The organism is Corynebacterium sp. HMSC034H07 (genome assembly GCF_001815175.1).
GTDB classification, from domain to species: Bacteria; Actinomycetota; Actinomycetes; order Mycobacteriales; family Mycobacteriaceae; genus Corynebacterium; species Corynebacterium hiratae.
Map to the genome: position 1 here is coordinate 16,277 of NZ_KV819483.1, position 23,225 is coordinate 39,501.

Consider the following 23,225-nt stretch of genomic DNA (forward strand, 5'->3'; position numbering starts at 1 on the left):
AAGTGGCCAGGGATGGCGTTACTTCTTGGTGATGTTGTAGTACACCGGCTGGGACTTCCAAGAGAAGACAACGTTGTCGACGTTCTCGGAGTAGCCACCGGTGGCGTTGGAGTACCACAGCGGGATAGCCGGCAGGTCCTTGAACAGGACTTCCTGGGCCTCGGTGTACTTCTTGATGGCGTCTTCCTCAGAGGTGGAGGTCAGGGCTTCGTCGAGAAGCTTGTCAAACTCCGGGTTGCTGTAGTCGCCGTCGTTAGAAGAGCCGTCGGTCTTGTAGAGCGGGGTGAGGAAGTTGGCCTGGCTCGGGTAGTCCGCCTGCCAGCCGGTGCGGAAGGCGGTTTTGATGGTGCGGTTAGTCACCTCATCGCGCAGGGACTTGAAGTCCGGGTATGGAGCGCCGACAGCCTCGATGCCGAGGGTGTTCTTGATGGAGTTGGTGGTCGCGTCCACCCAGCTCTTGTGGCCGCCGTCGGAGTTGTAAGCAATCTCCAGAGTCGGGTTATCCCACTTGTTGAGCTTGTCAGCCTCAGCCCACAGCTCCTTGGCCTTCTCCGGGTCATACTTCAGGACCTCGTTGCCCTTGATGTCCTCGGAGTAGCCCGGCATAACCGGGGAGGTGAAGTCCTTGGCCGGGGTGCGGGTGCCCTTGAAGATGGTATCCGTGATCTCCTCGCGGTTGATGGCATGGGAGATAGCCTCGCGGCGCAGGACTCCTTCCTCGCCGGAGTAGTGCTCGAGGTTCTCACCCAGGGTGAAGGACTGGAAGATGGCAGTCGGCTGGTTCACTGCACGGTCGCCGAGGTCGGCCTCGTAGACGTCGAAAGCGGAGTCCGGAACGGCGTCGAGAACGTCGAGGTTGCCCGAGAGCAGATCGGCGTAAGCGGCGTCCTGGGAGGCGTAGAAGACGAACTTGATGCCGTCATTCTGCGGGGTCTGGCCACCCTTGTACTCCTCATTCGGGACGACGGTGGCGTCCTGGTTGTGGTTCCACTCGGTCAGCTTGTACGGGCCGTTGCCAATCGGCATCTGGCCGAAGGCATCCATGTCTTCCAGGGCCGACTCGTGCAGCGGGTAGAACGCGGAGTAGCCCAGCTGTGCCGGGAAGTCCTGCTCCGGGCTGTTCAGGGCGATGGTGAAGGTGTGGTCGTCGACGACCTTGAGGCCCTCCATCTTTTCGACGCCTTCCTCGAAGCCCTTGATGTTGGCAAAGAAGGAAGCGTTGAGCTGGTCGTTGGCCACGGCGTAGTTCCAGGCGTCCACGAAGTTCTTCGCGGTGACCGGGGAGCCGTCGGAGAACTTAGACTCCTTGAGCTTGACGGTGAACTCGGTGTTGTCGTCATTCGGCTCGATGGATTCAGCCAGCTCGTTCTGAGCTTCGCCGTCACCGTCGTAGTAGACCAGGCCGGCGTAGATGGAATCGACGATACGTCCGCCGCCGACCTCGTTGGTGTTGGCCGGGATGAGCGGGTTCTGCGGCTCGGAGCCGTTGACGGTGACGATTCCATCACCGGAGCCGGAAGCAGAGTCTGAACCGGAGTTGTCGCCACCACAGGCCGCGAGGGTGAGCGGCAGGGTAGCGACAGAGAGAGCAGCGAGTGTCTTCTTGAGCGTCATGTAGGGCTTAGACCTCCGTGGTGCGAAAGATGTAGAAAACCTGTGATGTTGGTTTTATATGAAGCTACCGCGTGGCTCGTCTCATATACAAGGAATTGAAAAATATGTCCTGTGATAAAAGCTATAGGGCGGTAGGTATTCTTTCTTAACCTGCGGTTTTGTCAACGAATTAAAAAAGTCCCCATCCCCCTGAGAGGGGTGGGGCACGGAGGGCGGTGAATGTTACCTATCTCGCAACCATTGGATAATGGTCTGAGTAAAACCATGCGGGTTCTCAAGATAGGGCAGGTTCTTGGACCCGGGGATAGTGGTGGCGGTGAAACCCCCACGGCAGCGCCGCGCCGCCCGCCGCGCAACTGGCCGCCACAGCATCTGATCGGCATGAATGAACAGCGTCGGGCACTGCACGGTGAGCTCGAGCCAACTCAGCGGAACCACAGCGGTACGCAGTCGGTGGTTCCAGATGATTCCCCGGCGGACGTTTCCTATGCGTGACGACGTCACGCGCAGGCGCAGGGCCTCCTCGCGCTCGGCGCCGTTGAAGGATCCGAGGGCGTCGAGATCCATCTCCCGAAGGTAGGTGGACTCCCGCAGTAGGAGTCTCGGGGCGCCAATTTTTCCTAGGCGGCACAATGCTGCGCGCAGGAGAACCCACCCGAAATCCCAGGGGCGTGCGGCGATGGCGCGGCGTAAATCAGCCGGGTGTGCTGCCGAAACAGAAACCAGCCCGCGTACCCGCTCGGGCCGCTCGGTAGCCAGCGCCCAGGCCACCGCACCACCGGTATCCGCGCCAACCAGGTAGGCGTCATCGTGGCCTAATGCGCGGATGGCACCGCTGACATCGCCAACCGCCACGCGGATATCCTGACCGGGTTCGAGCGGTGGTTTATCGGACATGCCAAAACCGCGCATGTCGAGGGCAGCGACGTGGAAGCCGGCGTCGGCAAGCAGGGCAATGACATTCCGGAAGTCGAACCACCCACCAAAGGAACCATGGAGCAGCAGCACCAACGGGTTCTCCGGGTCGCCAGCGGTAGCGGCGTGCAGGCGGATGCCGCGCGTGTGCAGGAACTCGTGCTCAAAGGGGCCGTCAAGCTCCACTACGGAGGGCGGTAGGGGATTCATAGGCGGGCCTTTCATGGGAAGGGTGCACAGAAGAAATCCGCCCCGAACGCATGTGCTCGGGGCGGGAGATTGAAAAGGACCTTAAAGGTTTAGGTGTAGAGGCCGCGCTCGATGGACTTCTCAGCCTTACCCGGTACCAGCTTCTTGAGTTCCTTCGTAGACTGAATGGTCTTCTCCGGGGCCTTGACCTGCTTGACCTGCTTGAAGCCGATGAAAGCCACGACGGCGGCCAGGACGACCATAATGAGGAAGACGATCAGGAAGGCAGCCCAACGGTCGAGCCATACGGCCAGTAGCTCCGCCAGGAAGAAGAAAAAGAAGAAGGAGCTGTAGAGTGCCACGGTGCCGGCTACGCCGAACATGCCCGCGCCGATGCCGCCCTTCTTGGCGGAGGCAGCGAGCTCGGTCTTGGCTAGCTCAACCTCGGAGCGAACCAGCTGGGACATCTGCTCGGTGGCGTTGGATACGAGCTGGCCGATGGATGCTTCGCCACGGCGGGAGGTATCCGCATCGCTCAAGGGAATGCTGTCTACCTTCGGGGCGAACTTGTTGGACCCGTCAGTGAATAGTCCGTCGTTGCTCACGGTTTAATACTCCTACTGTTTTGTCGCAATCTATATCGGCCATAGTAATGAACTTTTCAGAGTTCATGTGGTGCGGCCCGCAAAGTGGGTACGGCGTTATTGTAATGGGTATGCCGCATTCTGACCCGCTGACCCCGCTGATGTCCCTTTCTGGGGTGGAGGATAAAGCTGCTTCTGCCGTCGCAGCGATAGCGCGTGTGCACCGCCGGCCCGCGGGCTTGCGCAAGTTTGACGTTATTTCTTCCGAGTCGCTGTTGCGCGGTGCGCGGGCGGCCGCGGCGATCGACGGCGCGCCGCTTGAGGCTGACGGTATCCCACCCGCGGTCAGCGCTTATTCTTTGCTCGCTCCGGAAAAGCAGCAGGCTACGGTGCGGACCTTCGCACGGGCCCCGCTGCAGGTCTTGGCCAGCATTGATGTCGCGGCGGGCGGCGCGGGCCACCCGGATCAGGAGCCGGCGGTGGCGCAGGCGCTGGCGCAGCTCATCACGCGCGGGGCCGGGGTGGATTTTGACCGCTTGTTGCCGGTGGTGGTGCACGCGGAGATTGCCGCGCGCTCGCTGTTCGGTGCGCGCAGCACCGCCGTGGCGCTTGTCGCCGCGCGCACCGCCGCCATCCATACCGGCTTCGATCCGCGGGGATTCGCCGTGCCCGAGACCTACCTCAACCGGCACCGCGCGGACTACCGTGCGGCACTGGATGCCTACGACAAGGAACCGGCAGCGCTTATCACGCTGCTTCTCGACGCCTGGGAGGCCGGTGCCCGCGAAGCCGACGGCATCGCGCAAGCGGCCTAATCTCGCAGCTGCTGCCGCGCAAAGAAAACACCGCCGACCACGAGGGCAGCGATGCCGGCCACGACCGCCGAGCCAATACCGAACTCGCGGGCGCTGGGTGTGGTGAAGAGCGGTACGGGATGCTTAAACGTGCGGATTTCCCAGTCATGAGCAAGGGCATGCTTCTTTAACAGGCGGTCCGGGTTCACGGCAACGGGGTGGCCAACCTGCTCCAGCATCGGGATGTCCGTGGCGGAATCGGAGTAGGCAAAGGATGCGTCGGGGTCGACGTTGAGCTCCTGAGCAATGCGTGCCAATGCCTCGGCTTTTGTGGCGCCTTTGCAATAAAACAGTATCTCTCCGGTGAAGCAGCCGTCTTCCTCGGCGAGCTCGGTGGCCACGACGTGTTCGATGCCCAACTCCTGCGCGATGGGCTCGACCAGCACGCTTGCCGACGCCGAGATGATCACCACCTCGTGGCCGGCGGCGCGGTGGGCGTCGATAAGCGCGCGTGCCTCCGCATAAATGGCAGGGGTGACCACTGTGTGCATGGTCTCCACCGCGATGTCGTGGACTTCCTTGACGGACCAGCCGGCGGCCATGGCGGCAAGCTGATCGCGGGTTGTGTCCATGTGTTCACTGCTGTGCCCGGCGAGCATATAGCTGGCCTTGGCTAAAGACAGCTGTAGTGCTTCCGCATGCGTGATGAGCCCGTTGTGCATGAATTCGCGGCCGAAGGCATACGCCGAGGATGTGGCAATGATCGTTTTGTCCAAGTCGAAGAACGCGGCCGCGCGGGTGGCGCCGTCAGTGGGAAAAGGGGTACCGGTCATCGAGGAAGGCCTGCCGTCATTGTGCGAGTTACCCTGCTCATCGTAGCCTCTTAGCAGGCAGAACCGGGAGTGCGTCGGCACGGTGTTAGGGATCTCAAGGAATGTTGTCGCTCGCTGTTGTCATCTGTTCCCTCGCATGTCATAATGTGATGTGCAAGGCCCCGATATACAGTGCGGCCTGCCCCGGCGCACCCCCCCGATGCCGGGTTACCGATGGCCCGCGCACACCCCCCCGAGGCGCGGGCCATCACCTTTTTAATTTTTCCGCCATCAAACTGTTCGTATTTAATGTCCTGGCGTGGCGATATAATCTCAGTCGTGACAGGCTATCGTTCAAATTCTTCCTCTCGCCGAGGAGGTTCCGTTCCCCCTCAAGTGAGTTTGCCACTTGCTACAGAAAGCACCGTCTACTTTGTTGATGAAGCAGGGAGTAAAGGAACTTTAGGGAAGTATTTTGTTGTTGCGGCTGTTCGAACGGGGGATCCTGATTTCCTTTCGAGAGAGATTAAGGCATGTCGTGAGCAGCACAACTTCACAAAGGCTGACGAGATTAAGTTTTCGAAAGTCACTAAACACTCTGGACCTATTTTGCTGGAGATTTTTCAAACAGCGGTAAACGCGGGCTGCTCGTTTGGCGCTTTTGTTCTGGACAAGAGACATTTTGATCCATGGAGTAGCCGAGAACAGTGGCAGGGGCATTTGTTCGCGACAGATCGGCTGTTACGGGGGTTGGTTACTCGGCGTGAGGTTGGGGTGGTGCTGCTTGATCACATTGATGTTCCTGTCGGGGTTCCCTATGGAGATGCGCTGGTGAATTCTCTCAATCAGAGATTTGGAAATAAGCGGTTTGCAACGGCGGTTAGCCTGGATTCTCGGACGTGTCCGGCTCTGCAGGTGGCGGATTTGCTAGCTAGTTCGGTTTTCCATGCGCGAAAGAAGATCGAAGACGTGGGTTTGGAGGCCTTCTTGGAAGATCGTTCGCCAAAGGCCAGGCTTTCGAAAGGTATTGCGGCTGCATTAGGTGAGAGTCACTTCAGTGACTGCCGTACATCACTTTTGAAGATTGAGACAAGCCATGAGAGGTCATTGACAGAATTGAAGCGCCAACGATACTCTTAAATGAGGCGCTGAACGCCATAGCCGCAGGCTAAAAGCAAGCGCCCCTCGGGCCGAGTCTCAGACTCACCACCCGAGTTTGATGGCTAACCAAGCCATTATCTACCGCACTTATTGCGATACCCTCGAGCGTGGCTCGGGGGTATTTGCTTTTGATCCTTAAGGGCGGGTTCTAGTGGTCGTGGAAACACGGGTTCCCTGTGAATTTTCGGTACTTGAGCCCCGGTAATTTTGTTTAAACGTCAGCAAAACAGGGGCAAAAGACGCCATAATGGCGAAGTTATTCACAGGTGGTGAGGAAGTCCTAGCGCGCGGTTGGGGTGCTCGCGCATGCTTCAGGCATGAGCACGTTTCACCTAGTTATCGCTGTTGGGGATTCCACGCTGCGAGCCGAGGCAGCATCCGCAGCCGCCGCCAGTACTGCGGAAATAAGCACCGTGGAGGACCCGCGGGACTTCTCCCGGCACTTGCCCAAGGCGGATGCCGTCTTGGCCGATGCACTGACGGCCCGGCTCGTGGCGGGGCATCCGCGTGTGTATTTCCTGGCCTTGGATCCGGGGCCGATCGATTATGAGGCCGCACTCTGCTGCCGCGCGACTGCCGCCTTCATCGTTCCAGCCCAATCAAAAGAACTCCTGGGCGCATTAGCCGCGGACGCTACCCCTGAGACCACCGTGTCCACTGGTTTAACCCTGGCGGTGACCGGGTCCGCTGGGGGCCTGGGTGCCTCGACGGTGGCGGTGGCGCTGGCCCGCGAGGCAGGCGCGGACCTCCTGGTTGATGCGAGCCCTTATTCCGGCGGCCTCGACTTGCTCACCGGCATTGAGAACAAGCCTGGGGCGCGGTGGCCGGATCTCGCTGCGGGGACCGGTTCGGTTGATGCAGCAGACCTTGTCCGTGCTTTGCCCACCACTCCGGATGGCATCGCGGTTCTCTCAGCGGCGAGGTCTGCCAACGCGGAGGTGGTTGAGATGACCGCGACCCGGCGCGCGGCCATCATGCAAGCTGCGTGTTTATACCCGGGGACCGTGGTGGTGGACTGCCCGCCGTGGGATATCCCCGATGCGGCGGATCACGTGGTGGTGCTGACCGCCGCTGAGGTACGTGCGGCCGCCGCCTGCGCGCAGCTGGTAGCAGAACTTCGCGCCCGGCCGCAGGAATGCTCCGTCGTCGTGCGCAACCGCCAGTGGGCGGGTCTGGACACCAGCGACATCGCCACGGTGACTCATGCAGACCCCATCGCTGAGTTGCCGACGATCCGTGGTCTGACCCGCACGGTGGAAACCAGTGGGCTGCCGCGCCAGCTGCCCCGAGCCCTTACGCGTGCCGCGCGCCAGATGTGGGAGGCCGTGGCATGAACCTGATCGATACGATGCGCACTATCGTGGCCGCCGAGCCACAGCTGGCCCACGATGCACCGGCCTTGGCGCGGCGCATTCGCCAGGAGGCCGGAGTCATCAGCGATGTCGATGTGCTCGACCTTCTGCAGCGCTTGCGCCACGATTCCGTGGGCTTAGGATTATTGGAACCGGTCCTATCGCTGCCGGGGCTGACCGACGTTGTCGTGAACGGCCCCAATTCTTGCTTTGTGGATTGCGGGCAGGGCTTGCAGCCGCGTGAGATTGGCTTTGCCGATGATACTGAGGTGCGCCAGCTGGCCACCCGGCTGGCGGCGGTGGCGGGCGTGCGGCTGGATGATGCGCAACCTTTTGCCGATGGGCGCCTGACCCGCCCCGATGGCACGAGGATCCGACTTCACGCGTTGCTTGCGCCTCCTTCAGCAAGCGGAACCTGCATCAGCCTTCGTGTGTTGCGCCAGGCGCAAACCAGCCTGGAGGAGTTAATAGCCAATGGCAGCATTGATTCCAGCTTGGAGCATGTCTTGCGGGCCGTCGTTGAGTGCCGGGCATCCTTCCTGGTCACTGGTGGGACCGGCTCCGGCAAGACGACGTTGCTCGCTGCCTTGTTGGGGTGCGTGCCCGTCACCGAGCGCTTGCTCATCATCGAGGACACCCCGGAGCTTTCCCCGAATCACCCGCACGTGGTGACCTTGGTATCGCGCCGGGCCAATGCAGAAGGACGCGGCGAGATTTCCATGTCGCTCCTGCTGCGCCAAGCGCTGCGCATGCGCCCAGACCGCATCGTGGTCGGTGAGATCCGCGGCGCGGAAGTGGTGGAGTTGTTGGCTGCACTCAACACAGGACACGATGGTGGCGCGGGCACCGTGCACGCTAACTCTGTTGACGAAGTGCCCGCCCGCATGGAGGCCCTCGCCGCGCTGGGAGGACTCGACCGCGTGGCGCTGCACTCGCAGTTGGCGGCCGCTGTGCACGTGGTCCTCGGGATGGAACGCACGCCACAGGGGCGGCGTCTCGCGCACCTCGGCGTGTTGGAGGGAAACCCGGTTATACCTCAGCTGGTGTGGACGGCCGAAGATGGTCCGCTTCCCGGGTTTGCGCAGCTGTGTTCGCGGCTGGGGGTGGAACCATGATGTGGTTATTCCTCGCGGCAGCGTGTTTGCTCTCGCAGCCTGCTTCGGTGGCGCGGTTGGAATCGCCGAAGTCGCGTTCGCTGGCGCCTGCGGCGGTGTTTCTCGGGGTCGGGTGCTGTGTCTTCTTCGGCAGGCCCACTGTTGTGGTGGCGGTGGGCTGCATTGTGGCTTGTGCGCTGTGGTTTGCCAATGATCTGGCAGCAGCCCGGCGCGAGCGTCATGGCGCGGAGGCGCTCGCTTCCTACTTTGGTTCGGTTGCCGCTGAGCTAAGAGCAGGATCGACAACGGCGGGGGCGTTGCGTCGGGGTGCAGATGCCCTTCCTGACTCCACTCCGGAGAATCTCCGCGCTGCGTTGAGCACGGCCGCGGGTCTCGCAGCACAAGGCGGCTCACCTGCGGTTGCTCTCAATGCACCGGAGGTTGCGCGCTATGCAGCGCTGCTCACGCTCTCGGGGCGTCATGGCGTGGCGTTGGCGAACCTCATCGAGCAGGCCCAAAGCCAGCTGGATACTGCGCGCCGCCATGCCGGTGAGACCGCCGCCTCCTTACAAGGGCCACAGGCCACCGCGGTCATCCTGGCGTGCCTGCCACTGGCGGGCATCCTTATGGGCGGGGCGATGGGCGCGGATTCCCTAGGGTTCTTGCTCGGCGGTGGCCTTGGGGGCGTGCTTCTCGACGTCGGCGTGGCCCTCGTCTGCGCCGGCTTTGCCTGGTCACGCCTCATTCTGCGGAAGGCGGCGCAGTGATGGTCTTGACTTATGTCTCCGCTGCATTAATGGCCGCGGCACTCGCTGTTACCGTTTCCGCACCGTCCGGGCGGATCGCGCAGTCGGGCTCACGCACACCGCGTCCGAAGACGCCGCGCGATGGTCCAGCGGCGGACTATAGTGCGCTCGATGCCGCCAGCGACCTGGAGCTCTTCGCCGCGTGCCTGGAGGCCGGTCTCTCCACGCGCAGTGCCGTGCTAGCTGTCGCTGAAGCCTCGCCGCGGTGGTCAGAGGCAGCGGCGCTTATCGGGGTGGGGGTTCCCATGGGTACCGCGTGGTCGGCGTTGGCCAGCCAGCCGTATTTGGAAGAGCTGGTGCGGCTTACGCAGCTGTCCGGCGAATCGGGCGCAGCCATGGCAACTGGGTGCCACCGGTTGGTGGCGCAGCTGCGTGCCGAAGCTTCGGCACAAGCCACCGCGCGGGCGGAGCGCGCTGGTGTGTTCATCGCAGCGCCGCTGGCAGTGTGCTTCCTTCCCGCTTTCCTGGTCCTTGGGTTGATACCTGTTCTCATCAGCTTGGGCCAGCAACTCTTCTAAGTCAGCACATACAACCAACCGTTCAACTAACCACTCACCAACTCAGCACACGCAACCTACACAAACACAGGAAAGAAAGATAGGTTAACCATGCAGAAAAAGGTAAACTACCAGTCACTATTAGCTAATGATGATGGGATGTCCACGATTGAATATGCTATGGGTTCGCTCGCGGCCGCAGCGCTTGCCGCGGTTCTCTATGCCGTGGTCAATGGCGGCGAAGTTACCAGCGCCATTACGTCCATCATCACCGACGCCCTGTCTAACACCCCAGGCTAATGCGCGCGCTTGATGACGCCGGCTCCGTCACCATCGAGGCGGCTCTGTCGCTGTCCGCGCTCGTCATCGTCGCCGCGGGAATCGTGGGTGGCATCGCCACGTTGTCGGCCCACCTCGCTGCCGTTGACGCCGCGGGCGCTGCAGCTCGCTCCGCCGCCATCGGCGTGGACTTTCAGCGCGATGGAGTGACGGTGACCGTGAGCGAAGGCTCTGGGCTTATAACCGCTGAGGCCGCCGTGCCGGCACCGCTGGGGACCATGCACGCGCAGGCGGTGTTTCCCGCGGAGATGGCAGCCGGTGGGGCCGCAGGGGCGCAGCCATGAGTCGTCATCAGCGCAGCTGGGGAAGGATCCCGGCGGGCGAGGAGGGCTATGCCACTGTCGTCACCGCCGGGATCATCGCCGCAGTGGCTTCTCTGTTGCTGGCGGTTGCGGCGGTTGCTTCGCTCGTTGTGGCACGGCACGAAGCGCAGGTGGCGGCGGATCTGGCCGCGGTGGCCGGCGCGTGGGAGGTGGCCAAGGGCAGGGACGCCTGCACGAAGGCCACAGAGATTGCCGCGCTCAACGGCGCGGAACTCGGCTCCTGTGACATCGATGGGCGCGACGTGGAGGTCACTGCCCGGCTGCGCGGGCGCAGCGCCATCGCCCGTGCTGGCCCAGTCTAAGACGTCATGGTGACCAGCGCGCCGAGGAGGGCTATAGCGCCTGCCTTGTCCAGTGGGTTGTTGCCGTTGCCGCATTTGGGGGATTGCACGCACGACGGGCAGCCGGACTCGCAGGGGCAGGAGCGCACGGCCTCAAAGGTGGCCTTGATCCACTCGGGGAATCGGCGGAAACCTTCCTCGGCGAAGCCGGCGCCGCCGGGGTGGCCGTCGTAGACGAAGACCGTGGGCAAGCCCGTATCGGCGTGCTGCGCGGTGGACACGCCGCCGATGTCCCAGCGGTCGCAGGTGGCAATGAGCGGCAGCAACCCAATGGCGGCGTGCTCGGCCGCATGGAGGGTGCCCGGGGTGCGCCCGGCGGTGACTCCCATCGCTGCGAGTGCCAGCGGATCGATGGTGTAGGCCACCGCTCGGGTCACCAGGCGCTGCTCCGGCAGGTCAAGGGGGATATCCTCGCCCACGGAGCCATCGGGAAGCCGTACCTGGTAGCCGGTGACTTTGTCGGTCACCTCGACCTCCAGGCTGGCCACCCACAGGCCGGGGGCGTAGTTCACCAGGTCATCGGCTTCGCTTAGGATGCGGATGTCCGTCGTGGACTTCGGCTGCGTGGTGTAGTCCGGGGCCTTAGGCACGGCGAGGGCTACGCCCGGCTCGGCGGACGCCGAACCATCGACCCCGCCAAGGTGAAGTTCCTCGATGACGAAGCTCTCGCCACGGTGCAGGTACACCGCGCCGGGATGCACCTGGCTTACCGCGCGGGCTGAATCGATGGTGCCGAGCAAGCGGCCATCGGAGGAATCCACAATCACAACCTCCTCGCCCGAGCCACCCCGCAGCGAGACGGCCGTGTGCGCGGTCTCCGGGGTGAGCTCGCTGGAACCAGCGGGCAGGGGAGCGGCGAACCAGCCCTGCGGGCGCCGGCGCAGCAAGCCCTGCTGGGCTAAGTCGTGGACCACGGCTTCGGCGTGGAAGGCGGCTACGTCGGCATCAGACAACGGTTTCTCTACCGCCGCGCAGTACACGTGCCCGGCCAGGATGTAGGGGTTGGCGGGGTTGAACACGCTAGCTTCCACCGGCCGGCCCAAGAGCGCTTCCGGGTGGTGGACCAGGTAGGTATCCATCGGTTCATCGCGGGCCACCAACACCACCAGCGAGCCCTGGCCACGGCGGCCCGCGCGCCCGGCCTGCTGCCAGAAGCTAGCAACCGTACCCGGGAACCCAGCAGTGACCACGGCATCCAACCCGCCGACGTCGATGCCCAGCTCCAAAGCCGAGGTGGTGGCCACGCCGAGCAGGGAGCCATCATCCAGCGCCTGCTCCAGCGCGCGGCGGTCCTCGGCCAGATACCCCGCGCGGTAGGCGGCAATCCGGCGCGCGAAATCCGGCCGGCCCAGCCTCCCGGAGAGCTCCTCCGCTGCCCGCAGCGCGGTGGTCTCTGCCGCACGCCGCGAGCGCACAAAGGTCAACGTCCGGGCGCCCTGCGCCACCAGCGCGGCCATCATCCAGGCCGCTTCCGTCGTGGCGGCGCGGCGCACAGGAGCGCCGTTTTGGCCTTCGATGCCTTCCATGAAGCCCGGCTCCCACAGCGCGACCGTCCGCGCACCCGTCGGCGCGCCATCCTCGGTTACAGGGAGAAACTCGCGCCCCGTCAGCCGTGCAGCATGCCGGGCGGGATCCCGCATGGTCGCCGAAGCCGCAATCACCACCGGCCGCGAGCCATAGTGCGCGCACAGCCGCAGCAAACGCCGCACCACGAGCGCCACGTTCGCCCCGAAAACCCCGCGGTAGGCGTGCGCCTCATCAATCACGATGAACTTCAAGTGCCGCAGCACCCGCGCCCACCGCTGGTGTGCGCCCAGCAGAGAAGAATGAATCATGTCCGGGTTGGAAAAGATGAACCGCGCCTGATCGCGGATGCCGGCGCGCGCTTCGGTGGGGGTATCACCGTCGTAGGGGGCGGGGTGGACGTCGTGAAGCGCGGCGATATTCTGCGTGAGCTCGAGCACCGTGCGCAGCTGGTCCGAACCCAGCGCCTTCGTTGGCGTGATGTAGAGCGCGCACGCGGTCGGGTCCTGCGCCAGGTGGGACAGGATGGGCAAACGGTAGCCCAGGGACTTTCCGGAACTCGTGCCGGTGGAGACCACCACATCGCGCCCCTCCCACGCGGCCTGTGCCACGGCGACCTGGTGGGCATAGAGCTTGGCGACGCCTTGCTCCTCCCACGCCGACCGCAACTCCGGCAGCACCCACTCTGGCCACTCGGCATAGCTCGCTGGCTGGGCGGGCAGGGTAGTGGAGTGTGTTAGCTCGGACTCGGGGAAACGCTCAACGAGGTGCTCGACGAGCTCCTCGCCCAGAGGGTTCTCACTCACGCTTGCCTCCACTAATCTGCTGCAGGTGTCCAAACGTGGCACACTAGTGCACTAGTTTGCATTAATTTATTTCCGCAAAGGACAACTCATCATGGCATACGGTACCGTCAAGTTCTTCAACGCCGAAAAAGGCTACGGCTTCATTGAGCAGGAGGACGGCTCCGGCGACATCTTCGTGCACTACACCGAAATCCAAGGAACGGGCTTCCGTACCCTCGAAGATAACCAGCGCGTCTCCTTTGAGATTGGGGAAGACGCTAAAGGCCAGCAGGCCACCAACGTCGAGGTGGTTTAGGGGGATTCGGCATAGCCGCGCCGGGTATCCCACCATTCCAGCAGCTTATTCTGCCCCTTTTGCAGGCCGAAGCCGATGATGACGGCGGCGATGATGGAAATGAGCATGGCTATCGCGGGCGAGCCAGAGAAGGCCACACCGCCGAGGTAGCCAATGGCTAGCGCCTGCGCCACCCACAACAGGACACCGAAGGTGTCGAAGAAGAAAAACAACGGCCAGGGATAGCGCATGGAGCCCAGCAGGATTGTCATAAACAGCCGGGCCGAGGGGATGAAGCGCGCGATGATGATGGCCGCGCCGCCGCTGCGCCGAATATTACGCTTGACCCACGTCAAAGCGTCGTAGGCCTTCGTTCCCTTTTGGGCTCTATTAATAAGGGCGATGAGCCGCGTTCCCAGGAGGAAGCACAAGTTATCCCCCAAAATTGCGGCAACCATGGCGACGAAAAACATGGTGGGAAGGTGGGGGAAACCTTGGGAGCCAGACCAGGCGCCCACCATGTTGAGGGGAACCTCCGAAGGCAAAACGGGGAAGAAGCAGTCGAGGAAAATCAGCGAACCCACCAGCGGATAAATCCACTGGGTGGCCATGATGACCTCGAACCATGCAGTAATAGACGCAATCACGCTGTCTCCCGGTTGTGTGCTGTGAGGCGAATCCTCGGACGGCCAGTATAGACCCCCGGTTGTGTGGACGTGTACTGGCCTGAATAACTAGAGTAAGCCTCTATCTGTGTACTCTAGGGGCAATTGCCCAGCAGAGGACTAGCCATCGGAAGGGATGAAGTCGAAGTGGCAGAAGCTACCGGCCCGGGGAAGACCCTGGTCATCGTCGAGTCAGCAACCAAGGCGAAGAAGATTCAGCCTTACCTCGGCGATAAGTACATTGTTGAGGCCTCCGTCGGCCACATCCGGGACCTTCCCCGCGGCGCCGCCGACGTCCCCGCTAAATATAAGAAGGAATCCTGGGCGCGCCTCGGTGTTAACCCGGAGGATAACTTCACCCCGCTGTACGTCATCAGCCAGGACAAGAAGAAGAAGGTCGCGGACCTCAAAGCCAAGCTGAAGGAATGCGACCAGCTTTATCTCGCAACAGACCCCGACCGCGAGGGCGAGGCTATTGCCTGGCACCTGCTGGAAGTACTCAAGCCCAAGGTGCCGGTGCGCCGCATGGTCTTCAACGAGATCACCAAGTCCGCCATCCTGGAGGCCGCGGAAAACACCCGTGAGCTCGATGAGAACCTCATCGACGCCCAGGAAACCCGCCGCATCCTGGACCGCCTCTACGGTTACGAGGTTTCCCCGGTGCTGTGGAAGAAGGTCATGCCGCGCCTGTCGGCTGGCCGCGTGCAGTCGGTGGCTACCCGCGTCATCGTCGAGCGCGAGCGCGAGCGCATGGCATTCATCCCCGCCGAGTACTGGGATCTTACGGCAACGCTGAAGTCCACGCCGGACTTCGACGCGCGCCTGAGCGCCCTCGACGGCAAGCGCGTGGCCGCGGGCCGCGACTTCAACGATAAGGGTCAGCTGAAGAGCGACGAGGTGGTCGTCGTCAAGCAGGCCCAGGCGGAGCAGCTGGCCAGCGCGCTGGAGGGCTCCACCATGACCGTGGCTAGTGTTGAGCACAAGCCTTATTCGCGCAAGCCTTCCGCGCCGTTTATGACCTCGACGCTGCAGCAGGAGGCCGGCCGCCGCCTGCACTACACCTCGGAGCGCACGATGCGCATTGCGCAGCGCCTCTACGAGAACGGTCACATCACCTATATGCGTACCGACTCGACTTCCCTGTCCAAGCAGGGGCTGGACGCTGCGCGTGAAGCGGCGACGTCCATTTTCGGCGCCGAGTTCGTGGCCGACGGCCCGCGCACCTATGACCGCAAGGTGAAGAATTCCCAGGAGGCCCACGAGGCCATTCGTCCCGCCGGCGAGCGTTTTGCCACCCCGGGCCAGTTGGCCGGGCAGCTCGACGCCGAGGAGTACAAGCTCTACGAGCTGATTTGGAAGCGCACCGTCGCCTCCCAGATGGCCGATGCCAAGGGAACCTCGATGAAGGTGACTGCGACCGTCAACGCCGGCGGCCACGACGCCGACTTCTCCGCCACCGGCCGCACGATTACCTTCCCGGGCTTCCTCAAGGCCTACGAGGACGTGGCGGCGAAGGGGTCGAAGGAAGAGTCGCGCCTGCCGCACCTCAACGAGGGCGACACGCTGACAACGTCCGCGGTTACTGCCGACGGCCACTCCACCAACCCGCCGGCGCGCTACACCGAGGCCAGCTTGGTTAAGAAGATGGAAGATTTGGGCATTGGGCGCCCGTCGACGTACGCCTCCATCATCAAGACCATCCAGGACCGCGGCTACGTGCTCTCCCGCGGCAACGCGCTGGTGCCCTCGTGGGTTGCCTTCGCGGTGGTGGGCCTGCTGGAGAATAACTTCACCGAGCTGGTGGACTATGACTTCACCTCCTCCATGGAGGATGAGCTCGATGCCATTGCGGCCGGCTCGGAGAACGGCACGGATTGGCTGAATAACTTCTACTTCGGAAACACGGAGGCCGGCGAGCGGAAGGCCGCATCCATTGCCCGTCACGGCGGCCTGAAGTCCCTGGTGGACATCAACCTGGAGGCCATCGACGCCCGCCAGGTCAACTCGCTGCGCCTGTACACCGACGCGGAAGGCCGCGATGTCTTCGTGCGCGTGGGCCGCTATGGGCCGTATATCGAGCGCGCCGTGGGTACCAACGAGGACGGCACGGTGGAGTACCAGCGCGCCAACCTCTCGGAGACGGTCACCCCGGATGAGCTCAACGAGGCTTTGGCGGAGAAGCTCTTTGCCACCCCGCAGGGCGGGCGCGAGCTGGGCCAGAACCCGGAGAACGGACGCACCATCGTGGCCAAGGAGGGCCGCTTCGGCCCGTACGTGACCGAGCAGGTGCGTGACGACGAGCGCGAGAAGGCCGAGGCCGAGGCCGAGGAGATCGTCAAGGAGGAGCGCGCCGCGGAGGACGCCCAGCGCGCGGCCGAGGGCAAGCGCGCGAAGAACTGGGAGACCAAGACTGCGGCGAAGCAGAAGGAAAAGCGCATTGCTGAGTACGTTGAGGAGAAGCTCAAGCCGGGCACGGCCTCGCTCTTTGCCTCGATGGAGCCGTCCAGCGTCACGCTGGAGGAAGCACTCAAGTTGTTGAGCCTGCCGCGTGAGGTGGGCGTGGACCCCTCGGATGGGGAGGTCATCACCGCGCAGAACGGCCGCTATGGCCCGTACCTGAAGAAGGGCAAGGATTCGCGTTCCTTGGCCAAGGAGGAGCAGATCTTCTCCATCACCCTGGACGAGGCGCGCCGCATCTACGCGGAGCCGAAGCACCGTGGCCGTGCTGCCGCGCAGCCGCCGATTAAGCAGCTGGGCGATAACGATGTTTCCGGCAAGCCGATGACGGTTAAGGACGGCCGCTTTGGCCCGTACGTCACCGACGGCACGACGAATGCCTCGCTGCGCCGTGGTGACGATCCGGAGCAGCTTACCGACGCCCGCGCGAACGAGCTCCTCTCCGAGCGCCGCGCCAAGGATGCCGCGAACGGTGGTGCGAAGAAGTCGACGAAGAAGAGCACCAAGAAGTCGACTAAGAAATCGACCAAGAAGGCTACGAAAAAGTCGACCAAGAAGGCCACGAAGAAGCCTTCGCCCGGCACCAAGAACGTGGTCAAGGCCGGATCGCGCAGGAAGTAGCAGGACATGAAGACCAGCTTCGCGCGTGACATGGTGGCCCGCACTCAGGAGGGCACCGAGGCTCTCCTGCGCGCGGTGGGTCCGGCTTTTGCTGGCCGCGATCACTTCACCCTCGGCGCGCTCGCCGCGGGGGAGACTGCAGTCTGGTCACGCCTGTTTAACTGGCGCACGCTCGGCACGGTGACGACGGCCGCTGTACCAGTGCTGCTGGCCCTGCGCCCGGACTGCGCACCGGAGACCCGCGTGGGGCTCATCGCCGCGTCCCTAGGCCAAGCCGCCAAGCGCGGTGAGCCAACAACGTTCGGGGTAACCTGCGTGAGCGTGCAATACGCTTCCTTCGCATGGGCGCTGCGCGGCGCGCGCAATGATGCGGTGGGCTGGGGCCTGCGCGCCGGGGCGTGGGCCGCGGGTATTGCGCTCTCCCGCACCCGGGGCGAGCGCCTCGCTACGGCCGTCGCCGGAATCCCGGCGGCTGCACTCTCCGCGCTAGCCGGTGATGAGAAGCTCCGCGCCAACCAGGCCACGCAGGGCCTGAGCCACGGCGCTAACCTGCTTCTGGCCTCTGAGGCGCTGACGGTCCTGAACCCGGTTGAGCAGCGCCAGGATGCGGGCCTGCGTGGCCGAGCCCTGGATGCGGCGCAGTCGGCGGCGCAGACGATAGGCCTGGTGCTGCTGGTGGATGGGCTCGTGCGGAAGGCTCGGAGCTAGACGCCGCACCTAATTCCGGGCGCATCGTCTTGCCGTAGGACAGGCGGCGGTGCACCCACTCGAAGGGCCCGGGCTTGCCTGCTGCCTCGAGCGCGCAGGCAATGAGAAGCGTTGCCAGCCACACGCCGGCGGCCAGCGCTGCCTGGCCTGCGGCGCTGAGCTCCGGCCCAATGTTGAGGGTGAAGGGGTAGACCAGCGCCAGGAAGAACACGGACTGCAGCACGTAGCCGGTCATGGAACGCTTGCCCAGTGCGATGAGCGGCCACAGGAACCACGGGCGCGCGCCGCGGCGCTGCAGGGGTTCTAGGGCAAGTGTCGCCGCCGCCACGATGCCCGGCCCGGTGAGCATTCCGATGCAGCTATTCGCCGCGTTGAGGGGATCCGCTAGTGCTGGGTCCAGCACCCCAATCGTGGCCAGACCCCAAGGCAGCCCGAGGAAGAGGATGATGGCTAGGGCCAAAAGGGTCCACGCCCACAGCTCACGCCGATGACCCCCGGCCAAGGTGCCGCGGCGCGCCCACACGAAGCCCACGAGCATGACCGGCAGGGCGATGACACCGGTAAAGGGGAAGGACACAGCGTGGGCGAGGAGCGCAAGAGCTTGCTCGCCCACGAGCCCCAAGTAGCTTTCTGGTGAAGGGACACCGCCGATGTTGAAATTTGAGGTGTCGATGAATACTGCGGCCACACCAATGCCAATGCCGGCGAGTACTTGGAGTCCGAAGAGTGCATAGGCCACGCGCATGAGGGTTTTGTCGGTCACAGGGAGCAGCAGCGCGAGGAGTATGCCTATGGCTCCATACAGCATCATGATGTCGCCCATAAACAGGAAAAGGCAGTGAAGTGCTCCGAACAGAGCCAAGAACCCGTAGCGCTTCGCAATCACCGTCCGCGCGCGGCGAAGCGGGAAACCTCGCCGCCACAAGCTCATCGCAATAAGCCCCACGCCAAAACCGAGAAGCGTGGAGAACATCGGCAGGCCGCGCACGTGGATGAACATGGCGGAAAAGACCACGTAGATTTTGTCCGCGAGCGTTTCCACGCCGCCGAAATAAGCATCGGGGCCATCGCCGTCGTTCATAATCCACGCGGTGCAGACGTTTGCCAGCGCAATGCCCAGCAGGGCCATGCCGCGGGCGACGTCGGGGACGAGGATGCGAGGACTCGAATTCTGACGTGGCGGATGGGGCTGATGTGGCTGTTGGAGCATGGCCCCGAAGCTACCAGAATCACAAAGACCTATTTATCCGAGGGCGCGCTCCGCCAGCGTCGGGCGAATCGGGCGCGCCAGTTGCGTCATGCGACGACGCCCGCGCAGCTCGATAGACTTCATCAGCGTCCAGCGCGCCTGCTCGGCCTCGTTAGCGCCGCGCAGCGTGGCAGAGTTGGTGAGCACCTGGCCGGGTGTGTCCTTGGCCAGCTCGGTCAGGCGTGCAGCCTCATTGACGGCATCACCAATAACGGTGTACTCGAAGCGATCCGCACCACCAATGTGGCCGGCCACCACGTGGCCCGCGGCCACGCCGATGCCTGCCTGCAGCCGCAGCCCGCGCAGCTCCTGGCGCAGTTCGCGGGCAGCCTGCAGGGCCATGGAGTTGGCATCGTAGACCGTCAGAGGGGCACCGAACACGGCCAGAGCAGCGTCACCCTGGAACTTGTTGATGATGCCCTTGTTGCGGTGTACTACCTCAACGACGTGTTCGAAGAACTTGTTGAGCTCCTCCACGACCTCCTCCGGGGTGTGGTTGACGGCGAAGGTGGTGGAGCCGATGACGTCGATAAACAGCACTGCGACCTTGCGGTCCTCACCGCCCAGCTCCGGGCGCTCCTCCAAGGCGCGCTGTGCCACCTCAGTGCCGACATAGCGGCCGAAGATATCGCGCACGCGCTGGCGCTCACGCAGGCCGCGCATCATTTCATTGAAACCAGCTTGAAGAACACCGAGCTCGGAGCCGTCGTAGATGTCCACCTGGACGTCGTTCTCGCCGCGACGCACGCGGTTGATGGCGTCCTGCAGCTCCAGGATGGGGTCCACCACACTCATCATGGCGAACATGGTGCCGATAAGCCCCGTACCCAGCGCCGTGATGCTCAGTGCGATGATGGCGGGGATGATATCGGCGGTATCGGCGGTGAACATCCCCATCTTCTGGCCCAGGTGCACCAAGATGATGCCGATGAGCGGGATGCCGGAGGTCATGAGCCACGTGGAAAGCAGCCGGTACTTAATCGGCGGCTCCAGGGTGGAATCCTCGAAGCGGCGTGCCACGGCCTCTGCGGCCACGGGACGTACGAGGCGCTCCGCCTGCAGGTAGGTCAAGAGCACGATGAGGCCGCCGGCCAAAGTCGCAGAAACGCCTACGACGATGGCCAGCCGCGCCGAGTGCTGGCCCGCAAGTATCACCGCCAAAATAATGCCCAGCAGCCACACACCCGCGGCCACAGCGGCTTGGTAGAGCGGGATGCGCAGGACCAAGTTGCGCACCATGTTGGGATCATGGTCATCGGGACTGCGCTGCCAGTCCAACACCGGCCGGAACAGCCGCAGGGTCACCGCAATGCCAATGATGACGGCGAAGGTTACGAACAACGTGCCATAGGTCCACAGATGGGGCGTGTGGGCGATGAAGTCGGAGATCTCCGGCATGGGGAGAAAGAAGACCACGAAGGTCATGATTGCAACGGCGCCGATGATGTTGGAGCCAAGGACGAGCGCGGCGTACATCGGCCATTGAGTACCCCATAACCAGCGGGCGCCACGCATCAGTCTATTCATGATTACTCACTTTAGTTATCCCAGTAGGCTAGGGCGAGTGAATACATCAAGCGTTGCAGAAAGGCTTGCCGACGCCCCCTCCGTCGCCCACACCATCCTCAGTGCTGCCCGCGCGGCACGCGGTGAGGGCGACCCGCGGGCGATGAGCCACTCTTGGCTTTTTACCGGTCCTCCCGGTGCCGGCCGCTCGCTGGCCGCGCAATGCTTCGCCGCAGCACTCATGTGCACGTCCGCCGACGAGAACGGCAACCCCGGCTGCGGGCGCTGCCCTTCCTGCCAGAGCGTCTTGGCCAAGCAGGAGCACACCGACTTGGTCTACGTGGATCCGCAGGAGCAGTTCATCACCGTGGGCGAGGCTCGCGAGGTCATCGGGCGCGCGGCCAGCCTGCCGAGCGTGGCGCCGTGGCGCGTGGTCATCTTCAACAAGGCTGACCGCCTGCGCAACGAGGCCGCCAACGCGTTGCTCAAAACCGTGGAGGAGCCCCCGGAGCGCACCGTCATCATCATGGTGGCGCCCTCGGAGGACCCAGAGGACTTCTCGGTCACGCTGCGCTCGCGCTGCCGGCACCTGTATATCCCGGCGCCGAGTGTGGAGGGCGTCGTCAAGCAGCTCGTCGCCGAAGGTGCTACCGAGGATGACGCGCGCCTGGCCGCCGTGACCACCCTGCGCCACGTGGGCCGTGCGCGGCACCTGGTCAACGACCCCGCCGCGCAGAAGCGCCGCGCCATGGCCATCAACCTGGCCGAGGATGTCTTCCACGGCTCCCAGGCCTTTCAGTCCGTCACAGCGCTGCTGAAGTTCATTGAGAAGGAAGCCAAGGACTCCCACGCGGCGGCGGAAGAGGCGGAGCGCTCCAAGATTGAGCAATCCTTCGGCGTCGGCGCCAAGGGCAAGGGCGCGACCAAGGCGCAACGCGACGCCCGCAGTGCCCTGAAGGACATGGAGGAGCTTCACAAGAAGCGCGCTAAACGACGCATCTCCGATGGCCTCGACATCGCCCTCGTGGATCTCGCCGGTATTTACCGCGATGCACTCATGCTGAAAGTCGGCGCTGAGGTGGAGATGACCCACCCGGACTTCGCGGGCCTGGCGGGCGAACTTGCCCAGCGCGTGAGCGAAGACGGCTTGCTGGCCGCCCAGTCCGCTATCCGCACCTGCCGCGAGCAGCTGCCGCAGAACGTCACCCCGCAGGTGGCTTTCGACGGCATGGTGGGCCGCCTGCGCCTGGCCTGTGGCGCGCGCTAACCAGCACGTGTGCTGCGTGCACACTACAGGTGATAGCCCGATTTCTTTATCAGCCCAGGCCTAGGCTAAACTCTCAGGCGGTGCATATACACACTGCATCGTGCCGCCTTAGCTCAGTCGGTAGAGCATCTCACTCGTAATGAGAAGGTCGCGAGTTCGATTCTCGCAGGCGGCTCCACTTAGACGTCGGATTTGATAAGTACCCTTTTGCGTTAGCGAGTATCGCTTAGGGGGGTGTGAAAAATCGCTTGCGTTAGCGGGTTTGGGTTTTGCGTTAGCGGGTATCTTGTTTGCCCTAGTAAAATGCGTATTCAGGGTTTAACGCGCTAACGAAGCGTTAAACCTAAGGCCGTTTCACGAGGAGGTGTGTGGTGAGATCGTATGCGTCCGGCGATGAACTAGCCGCAGAGATTACTAAGCGTGGCGAACTTTTTATCGGCGAGTTCGTAGGCGTTCCTGGCGATGGTTGGGACCGGCTGGTTGACGGTGTTGACCGCACGCCCCGGCAGATGATCGCCTACCAGCTTGGCTGGATGGAATTACTGCTCGGCTGGGAACGTGACGAACAAGCCGGTCTTGACGTGGTGACTCCGGCACCTGGTTTTAAGTGGAATCAACTGGGCGGATTGTATGAATCGTTCTACCAACGCTGGGAGCAGGTATCTACTGAGGATTTGATCGACAGGTTCAAGATCCTGCTTGGTGAGATAGTCAAAATGGTGGGCGGTCTAACCGAATCAGAATTGTTTAGTTCGGGTCAGCGTGCGTGGGCTTCTTCCACCCCGTCGGCGTGGCCGGTGTGGAAATGGGTGCATATCAACACCGTCGCGCCATTTACGACGTTTCGCACCAAAATCAGGAAGTGGAAGAAACTGGCAGCCTGCTAGCAATAGGCACGGTGATTTCAGTGCCGATTCTGAAGACGAACTGGATCTCGTTGGCTCCGATAACGGCATGGTCGATAAGCGCTGTCCACTGGGATGGTTGAAAATGCTGGATGGGCTTGTCGGCCAACTGGGTGTAGGCGGTTTTGATCGCAGTGGCCTTGGCACTCTTGGCAGCAATCTCGGCCTCGATGGCTTGTTTGCGGCCCAGGGTTTTCTGGTATCGCGCTTCTAGCTGGGTGTAGCGGGCGAGGTATTGGTCCTGGTCTTGCGCTACCCGCTGATTTTCTGCAACCAATGATTCAATCTCGCTGGCAAGAGCGCGGATTTTCTCGTCTAGGCGCTTGGACTCCGCTTCGAGCTGGTCTGTATTAAACATGGCGTCGATGACCTGTGGTAGGTGGCTTTGTCCGCGATAGGACCTGACCCCTGTTTGGTAGACA

21 protein-coding genes, 1 tRNA gene and 1 pseudogene are annotated in these 23,225 nt (G+C 63.1%); 14 read left to right on the forward strand and 9 right to left on the reverse strand.

Features of this window, described 5'->3' with window-relative positions:
- Positions 1 to 18: 18 nt before the first annotated feature.
- The 3 genes from HMPREF3009_RS00780 to HMPREF3009_RS00790 form a co-directional block, all read right to left on the reverse strand.
- A complete protein-coding gene (locus HMPREF3009_RS00780) occupies positions 19 to 1,614 on the reverse strand; it encodes a peptide ABC transporter substrate-binding protein (protein ID WP_070509582.1) in 1,596 nt (531 codons plus the stop codon).
- Between the two features lie 222 nt (positions 1,615 to 1,836).
- Positions 1,837 to 2,739 carry an alpha/beta fold hydrolase gene (locus tag HMPREF3009_RS00785; RefSeq protein ID WP_070509586.1) on the reverse strand — a complete coding sequence of 301 codons (903 nt, stop codon included), beginning with the start codon at positions 2,737 to 2,739 and terminating at the stop codon, positions 1,837 to 1,839.
- An 89-nt stretch (positions 2,740 to 2,828) separates the two neighbouring features.
- Positions 2,829 to 3,323: a phage holin family protein gene (locus tag HMPREF3009_RS00790; protein ID WP_046647879.1), complete on the reverse strand. Its 495-nt coding sequence runs from the start codon at positions 3,321 to 3,323 to the stop codon at positions 2,829 to 2,831.
- Between the two features lie 104 nt (positions 3,324 to 3,427).
- Between HMPREF3009_RS00790 and HMPREF3009_RS00795 the strand changes: the two genes are divergently transcribed.
- The gene (locus HMPREF3009_RS00795; RefSeq protein WP_070679433.1) at positions 3,428 to 4,117 is read left to right on the forward strand and encodes a type III PLP-dependent enzyme domain-containing protein; all 690 of its coding nucleotides are present in this window, start codon (positions 3,428 to 3,430) and stop codon (positions 4,115 to 4,117) included.
- Here the strand turns inward: HMPREF3009_RS00795 and HMPREF3009_RS00800 are convergent.
- Entirely contained in the window at positions 4,114 to 4,929 is an 816-nt protein-coding gene (locus HMPREF3009_RS00800; RefSeq protein WP_070516363.1) for an HAD family hydrolase, read from the reverse strand. The two genes, HMPREF3009_RS00795 and HMPREF3009_RS00800, sit on opposite strands and share 4 nt — an antisense overlap.
- 318 nt (positions 4,930 to 5,247) lie before the next feature.
- Here HMPREF3009_RS00800 and HMPREF3009_RS12910 point away from each other — a divergent pair, with 318 nt between their 5' ends.
- The 8 genes from HMPREF3009_RS12910 (at position 5,248) to HMPREF3009_RS00840 (ending at position 10,782) form a co-directional block, all read left to right on the forward strand.
- Positions 5,248 to 6,048: a DUF3800 domain-containing protein gene (locus HMPREF3009_RS12910; protein WP_198531095.1), complete on the forward strand. Its 801-nt coding sequence runs from the start codon at positions 5,248 to 5,250 to the stop codon at positions 6,046 to 6,048.
- Positions 6,049 to 6,386: 338 nt separating this feature from the next.
- A complete protein-coding gene (gene ssd, locus HMPREF3009_RS00810) occupies positions 6,387 to 7,403 on the forward strand; it encodes a septum site-determining protein Ssd (RefSeq protein WP_070516388.1) in 1,017 nt (338 codons plus the stop codon).
- Complete coding sequence (locus tag HMPREF3009_RS00815) at positions 7,400 to 8,536, forward strand: TadA family conjugal transfer-associated ATPase (protein ID WP_070679436.1); 1,137 nt, start codon at positions 7,400 to 7,402, stop codon at positions 8,534 to 8,536. Before ssd ends, HMPREF3009_RS00815 begins: the two co-directional genes overlap by 4 nt.
- Complete coding sequence (locus HMPREF3009_RS00820) at positions 8,533 to 9,282, forward strand: type II secretion system F family protein (protein WP_070679438.1); 750 nt, start codon at positions 8,533 to 8,535, stop codon at positions 9,280 to 9,282. The genes HMPREF3009_RS00815 and HMPREF3009_RS00820 overlap by 4 nt, the downstream gene beginning before the upstream one ends.
- The gene (locus HMPREF3009_RS00825) at positions 9,282 to 9,839 is read left to right on the forward strand and encodes a type II secretion system F family protein (RefSeq protein WP_070547193.1); all 558 of its coding nucleotides are present in this window, start codon (positions 9,282 to 9,284) and stop codon (positions 9,837 to 9,839) included. Before HMPREF3009_RS00820 ends, HMPREF3009_RS00825 begins: the two co-directional genes overlap by 1 nt.
- Before the next feature lie 90 nt (positions 9,840 to 9,929).
- Complete coding sequence (locus HMPREF3009_RS00830; RefSeq protein WP_010189925.1) at positions 9,930 to 10,118, forward strand: DUF4244 domain-containing protein; 189 nt, start codon at positions 9,930 to 9,932, stop codon at positions 10,116 to 10,118.
- Positions 10,118 to 10,441: a hypothetical protein gene (locus HMPREF3009_RS00835; protein ID WP_070547194.1), complete on the forward strand. Its 324-nt coding sequence runs from the start codon at positions 10,118 to 10,120 to the stop codon at positions 10,439 to 10,441. Before HMPREF3009_RS00830 ends, HMPREF3009_RS00835 begins: the two co-directional genes overlap by 1 nt.
- The gene (locus HMPREF3009_RS00840) at positions 10,438 to 10,782 is read left to right on the forward strand and encodes an Rv3654c family TadE-like protein (RefSeq protein ID WP_070679441.1); all 345 of its coding nucleotides are present in this window, start codon (positions 10,438 to 10,440) and stop codon (positions 10,780 to 10,782) included. Before HMPREF3009_RS00835 ends, HMPREF3009_RS00840 begins: the two co-directional genes overlap by 4 nt.
- On the opposite strand, the gene HMPREF3009_RS00845 is transcribed toward HMPREF3009_RS00840, so the two are convergent.
- Complete coding sequence (locus HMPREF3009_RS00845; RefSeq protein ID WP_070679444.1) at positions 10,779 to 13,151, reverse strand: DEAD/DEAH box helicase; 2,373 nt, start codon at positions 13,149 to 13,151, stop codon at positions 10,779 to 10,781. The two genes, HMPREF3009_RS00840 and HMPREF3009_RS00845, sit on opposite strands and share 4 nt — an antisense overlap.
- A 91-nt stretch (positions 13,152 to 13,242) precedes the next feature.
- Between HMPREF3009_RS00845 and HMPREF3009_RS00850 the strand changes: the two genes are divergently transcribed.
- Positions 13,243 to 13,446 carry a cold-shock protein gene (locus tag HMPREF3009_RS00850; protein WP_010189920.1) on the forward strand — a complete coding sequence of 68 codons (204 nt, stop codon included), beginning with the start codon at positions 13,243 to 13,245 and terminating at the stop codon, positions 13,444 to 13,446.
- On the opposite strand, the gene HMPREF3009_RS00855 is transcribed toward HMPREF3009_RS00850, so the two are convergent.
- Positions 13,443 to 14,036 (reverse strand): DedA family protein, encoded by a 594-nt coding sequence (locus HMPREF3009_RS00855; RefSeq protein ID WP_154761934.1) that lies wholly within the window; start codon positions 14,034 to 14,036, stop codon positions 13,443 to 13,445. The genes HMPREF3009_RS00850 and HMPREF3009_RS00855 overlap by 4 nt on opposite strands.
- Before the next feature lie 201 nt (positions 14,037 to 14,237).
- Here HMPREF3009_RS00855 and topA point away from each other — a divergent pair, with 201 nt between their 5' ends.
- Positions 14,238 to 17,168, forward strand: coding sequence for a type I DNA topoisomerase (gene topA, locus HMPREF3009_RS00860; protein ID WP_070679447.1), 2,931 nt, complete (start codon positions 14,238 to 14,240; stop codon positions 17,166 to 17,168).
- A gap of 544 nt (positions 17,169 to 17,712) precedes the next feature.
- Here topA and HMPREF3009_RS00865 read toward each other — a convergent pair.
- Entirely contained in the window at positions 17,713 to 19,086 is a 1,374-nt protein-coding gene (locus HMPREF3009_RS00865) for a DUF418 domain-containing protein (protein ID WP_083312693.1), read from the reverse strand.
- 33 nt (positions 19,087 to 19,119) lie between these two features.
- The gene (locus tag HMPREF3009_RS00870) at positions 19,120 to 20,652 is read right to left on the reverse strand and encodes an adenylate/guanylate cyclase domain-containing protein (RefSeq protein WP_070679450.1); all 1,533 of its coding nucleotides are present in this window, start codon (positions 20,650 to 20,652) and stop codon (positions 19,120 to 19,122) included.
- Between HMPREF3009_RS00870 and HMPREF3009_RS00875 the strand changes: the two genes are divergently transcribed.
- The 3 genes from HMPREF3009_RS00875 to HMPREF3009_RS00885 all read left to right on the forward strand — a co-directional run bounded on the left by HMPREF3009_RS00875 (position 20,651) and on the right by HMPREF3009_RS00885 (position 22,785).
- The gene (locus tag HMPREF3009_RS00875) at positions 20,651 to 21,898 is read left to right on the forward strand and encodes a DNA polymerase III subunit delta' (RefSeq protein ID WP_083312694.1); all 1,248 of its coding nucleotides are present in this window, start codon (positions 20,651 to 20,653) and stop codon (positions 21,896 to 21,898) included. The two genes, HMPREF3009_RS00870 and HMPREF3009_RS00875, sit on opposite strands and share 2 nt — an antisense overlap.
- Before the next feature lie 102 nt (positions 21,899 to 22,000).
- Positions 22,001 to 22,076: transfer RNA gene (locus HMPREF3009_RS00880), tRNA-Thr, on the forward strand.
- Between the two features lie 193 nt (positions 22,077 to 22,269).
- Positions 22,270 to 22,785, forward strand: a complete 516-nt coding sequence (locus HMPREF3009_RS00885; RefSeq protein ID WP_034969882.1) for a ClbS/DfsB family four-helix bundle protein — start codon at positions 22,270 to 22,272, stop codon at positions 22,783 to 22,785.
- On the opposite strand, the pseudogene HMPREF3009_RS00890 reads toward HMPREF3009_RS00885, so the two are convergent.
- A pseudogene (locus tag HMPREF3009_RS00890) lies at positions 22,754 to 23,225 on the reverse strand (DNA recombinase); the annotation flags it as partial. The gene HMPREF3009_RS00885 and the pseudogene HMPREF3009_RS00890 overlap by 32 nt on opposite strands.

Bases quoted from the DNA above. Each gene is read 5' to 3' on its own strand.
- HMPREF3009_RS00855 (WP_154761934.1), bottom strand. From the start codon at position 14,036: ATGGCCACCCAGTGGATTTATCCGCTGGTGGGTTCGCTGATTTTCCTC.
- HMPREF3009_RS00815 (WP_070679436.1), top strand. From the start codon at position 7,400: ATGAACCTGATCGATACGATGCGCACTATCGTGGCCGCCGAGCCACAG.
- HMPREF3009_RS00795 (WP_070679433.1), top strand. From the start codon at position 3,428: ATGGGTATGCCGCATTCTGACCCGCTGACCCCGCTGATGTCCCTTTCT.
- HMPREF3009_RS00835 (WP_070547194.1), top strand. From the start codon at position 10,118: ATGCGCGCGCTTGATGACGCCGGCTCCGTCACCATCGAGGCGGCTCTG.
- HMPREF3009_RS00875 (WP_083312694.1), top strand. From the start codon at position 20,651: ATGATTACTCACTTTAGTTATCCCAGTAGGCTAGGGCGAGTGAATACA.
- HMPREF3009_RS00840 (WP_070679441.1), top strand. From the start codon at position 10,438: ATGAGTCGTCATCAGCGCAGCTGGGGAAGGATCCCGGCGGGCGAGGAG.
- HMPREF3009_RS00780 (WP_070509582.1), bottom strand. From the start codon at position 1,614: ATGACGCTCAAGAAGACACTCGCTGCTCTCTCTGTCGCTACCCTGCCG.
- HMPREF3009_RS00865 (WP_083312693.1), bottom strand. From the start codon at position 19,086: ATGCTCCAACAGCCACATCAGCCCCATCCGCCACGTCAGAATTCGAGT.
- ssd (WP_070516388.1), top strand. From the start codon at position 6,387: ATGAGCACGTTTCACCTAGTTATCGCTGTTGGGGATTCCACGCTGCGA.
- HMPREF3009_RS00785 (WP_070509586.1), bottom strand. From the start codon at position 2,739: ATGAATCCCCTACCGCCCTCCGTAGTGGAGCTTGACGGCCCCTTTGAG.
- HMPREF3009_RS00800 (WP_070516363.1), bottom strand. From the start codon at position 4,929: ATGACCGGTACCCCTTTTCCCACTGACGGCGCCACCCGCGCGGCCGCG.
- HMPREF3009_RS00830 (WP_010189925.1), top strand. From the start codon at position 9,930: ATGCAGAAAAAGGTAAACTACCAGTCACTATTAGCTAATGATGATGGG.
- HMPREF3009_RS00850 (WP_010189920.1), top strand. From the start codon at position 13,243: ATGGCATACGGTACCGTCAAGTTCTTCAACGCCGAAAAAGGCTACGGC.
- HMPREF3009_RS00820 (WP_070679438.1), top strand. From the start codon at position 8,533: ATGATGTGGTTATTCCTCGCGGCAGCGTGTTTGCTCTCGCAGCCTGCT.
- HMPREF3009_RS00825 (WP_070547193.1), top strand. From the start codon at position 9,282: ATGGTCTTGACTTATGTCTCCGCTGCATTAATGGCCGCGGCACTCGCT.
- HMPREF3009_RS00870 (WP_070679450.1), bottom strand. From the start codon at position 20,652: ATGAATAGACTGATGCGTGGCGCCCGCTGGTTATGGGGTACTCAATGG.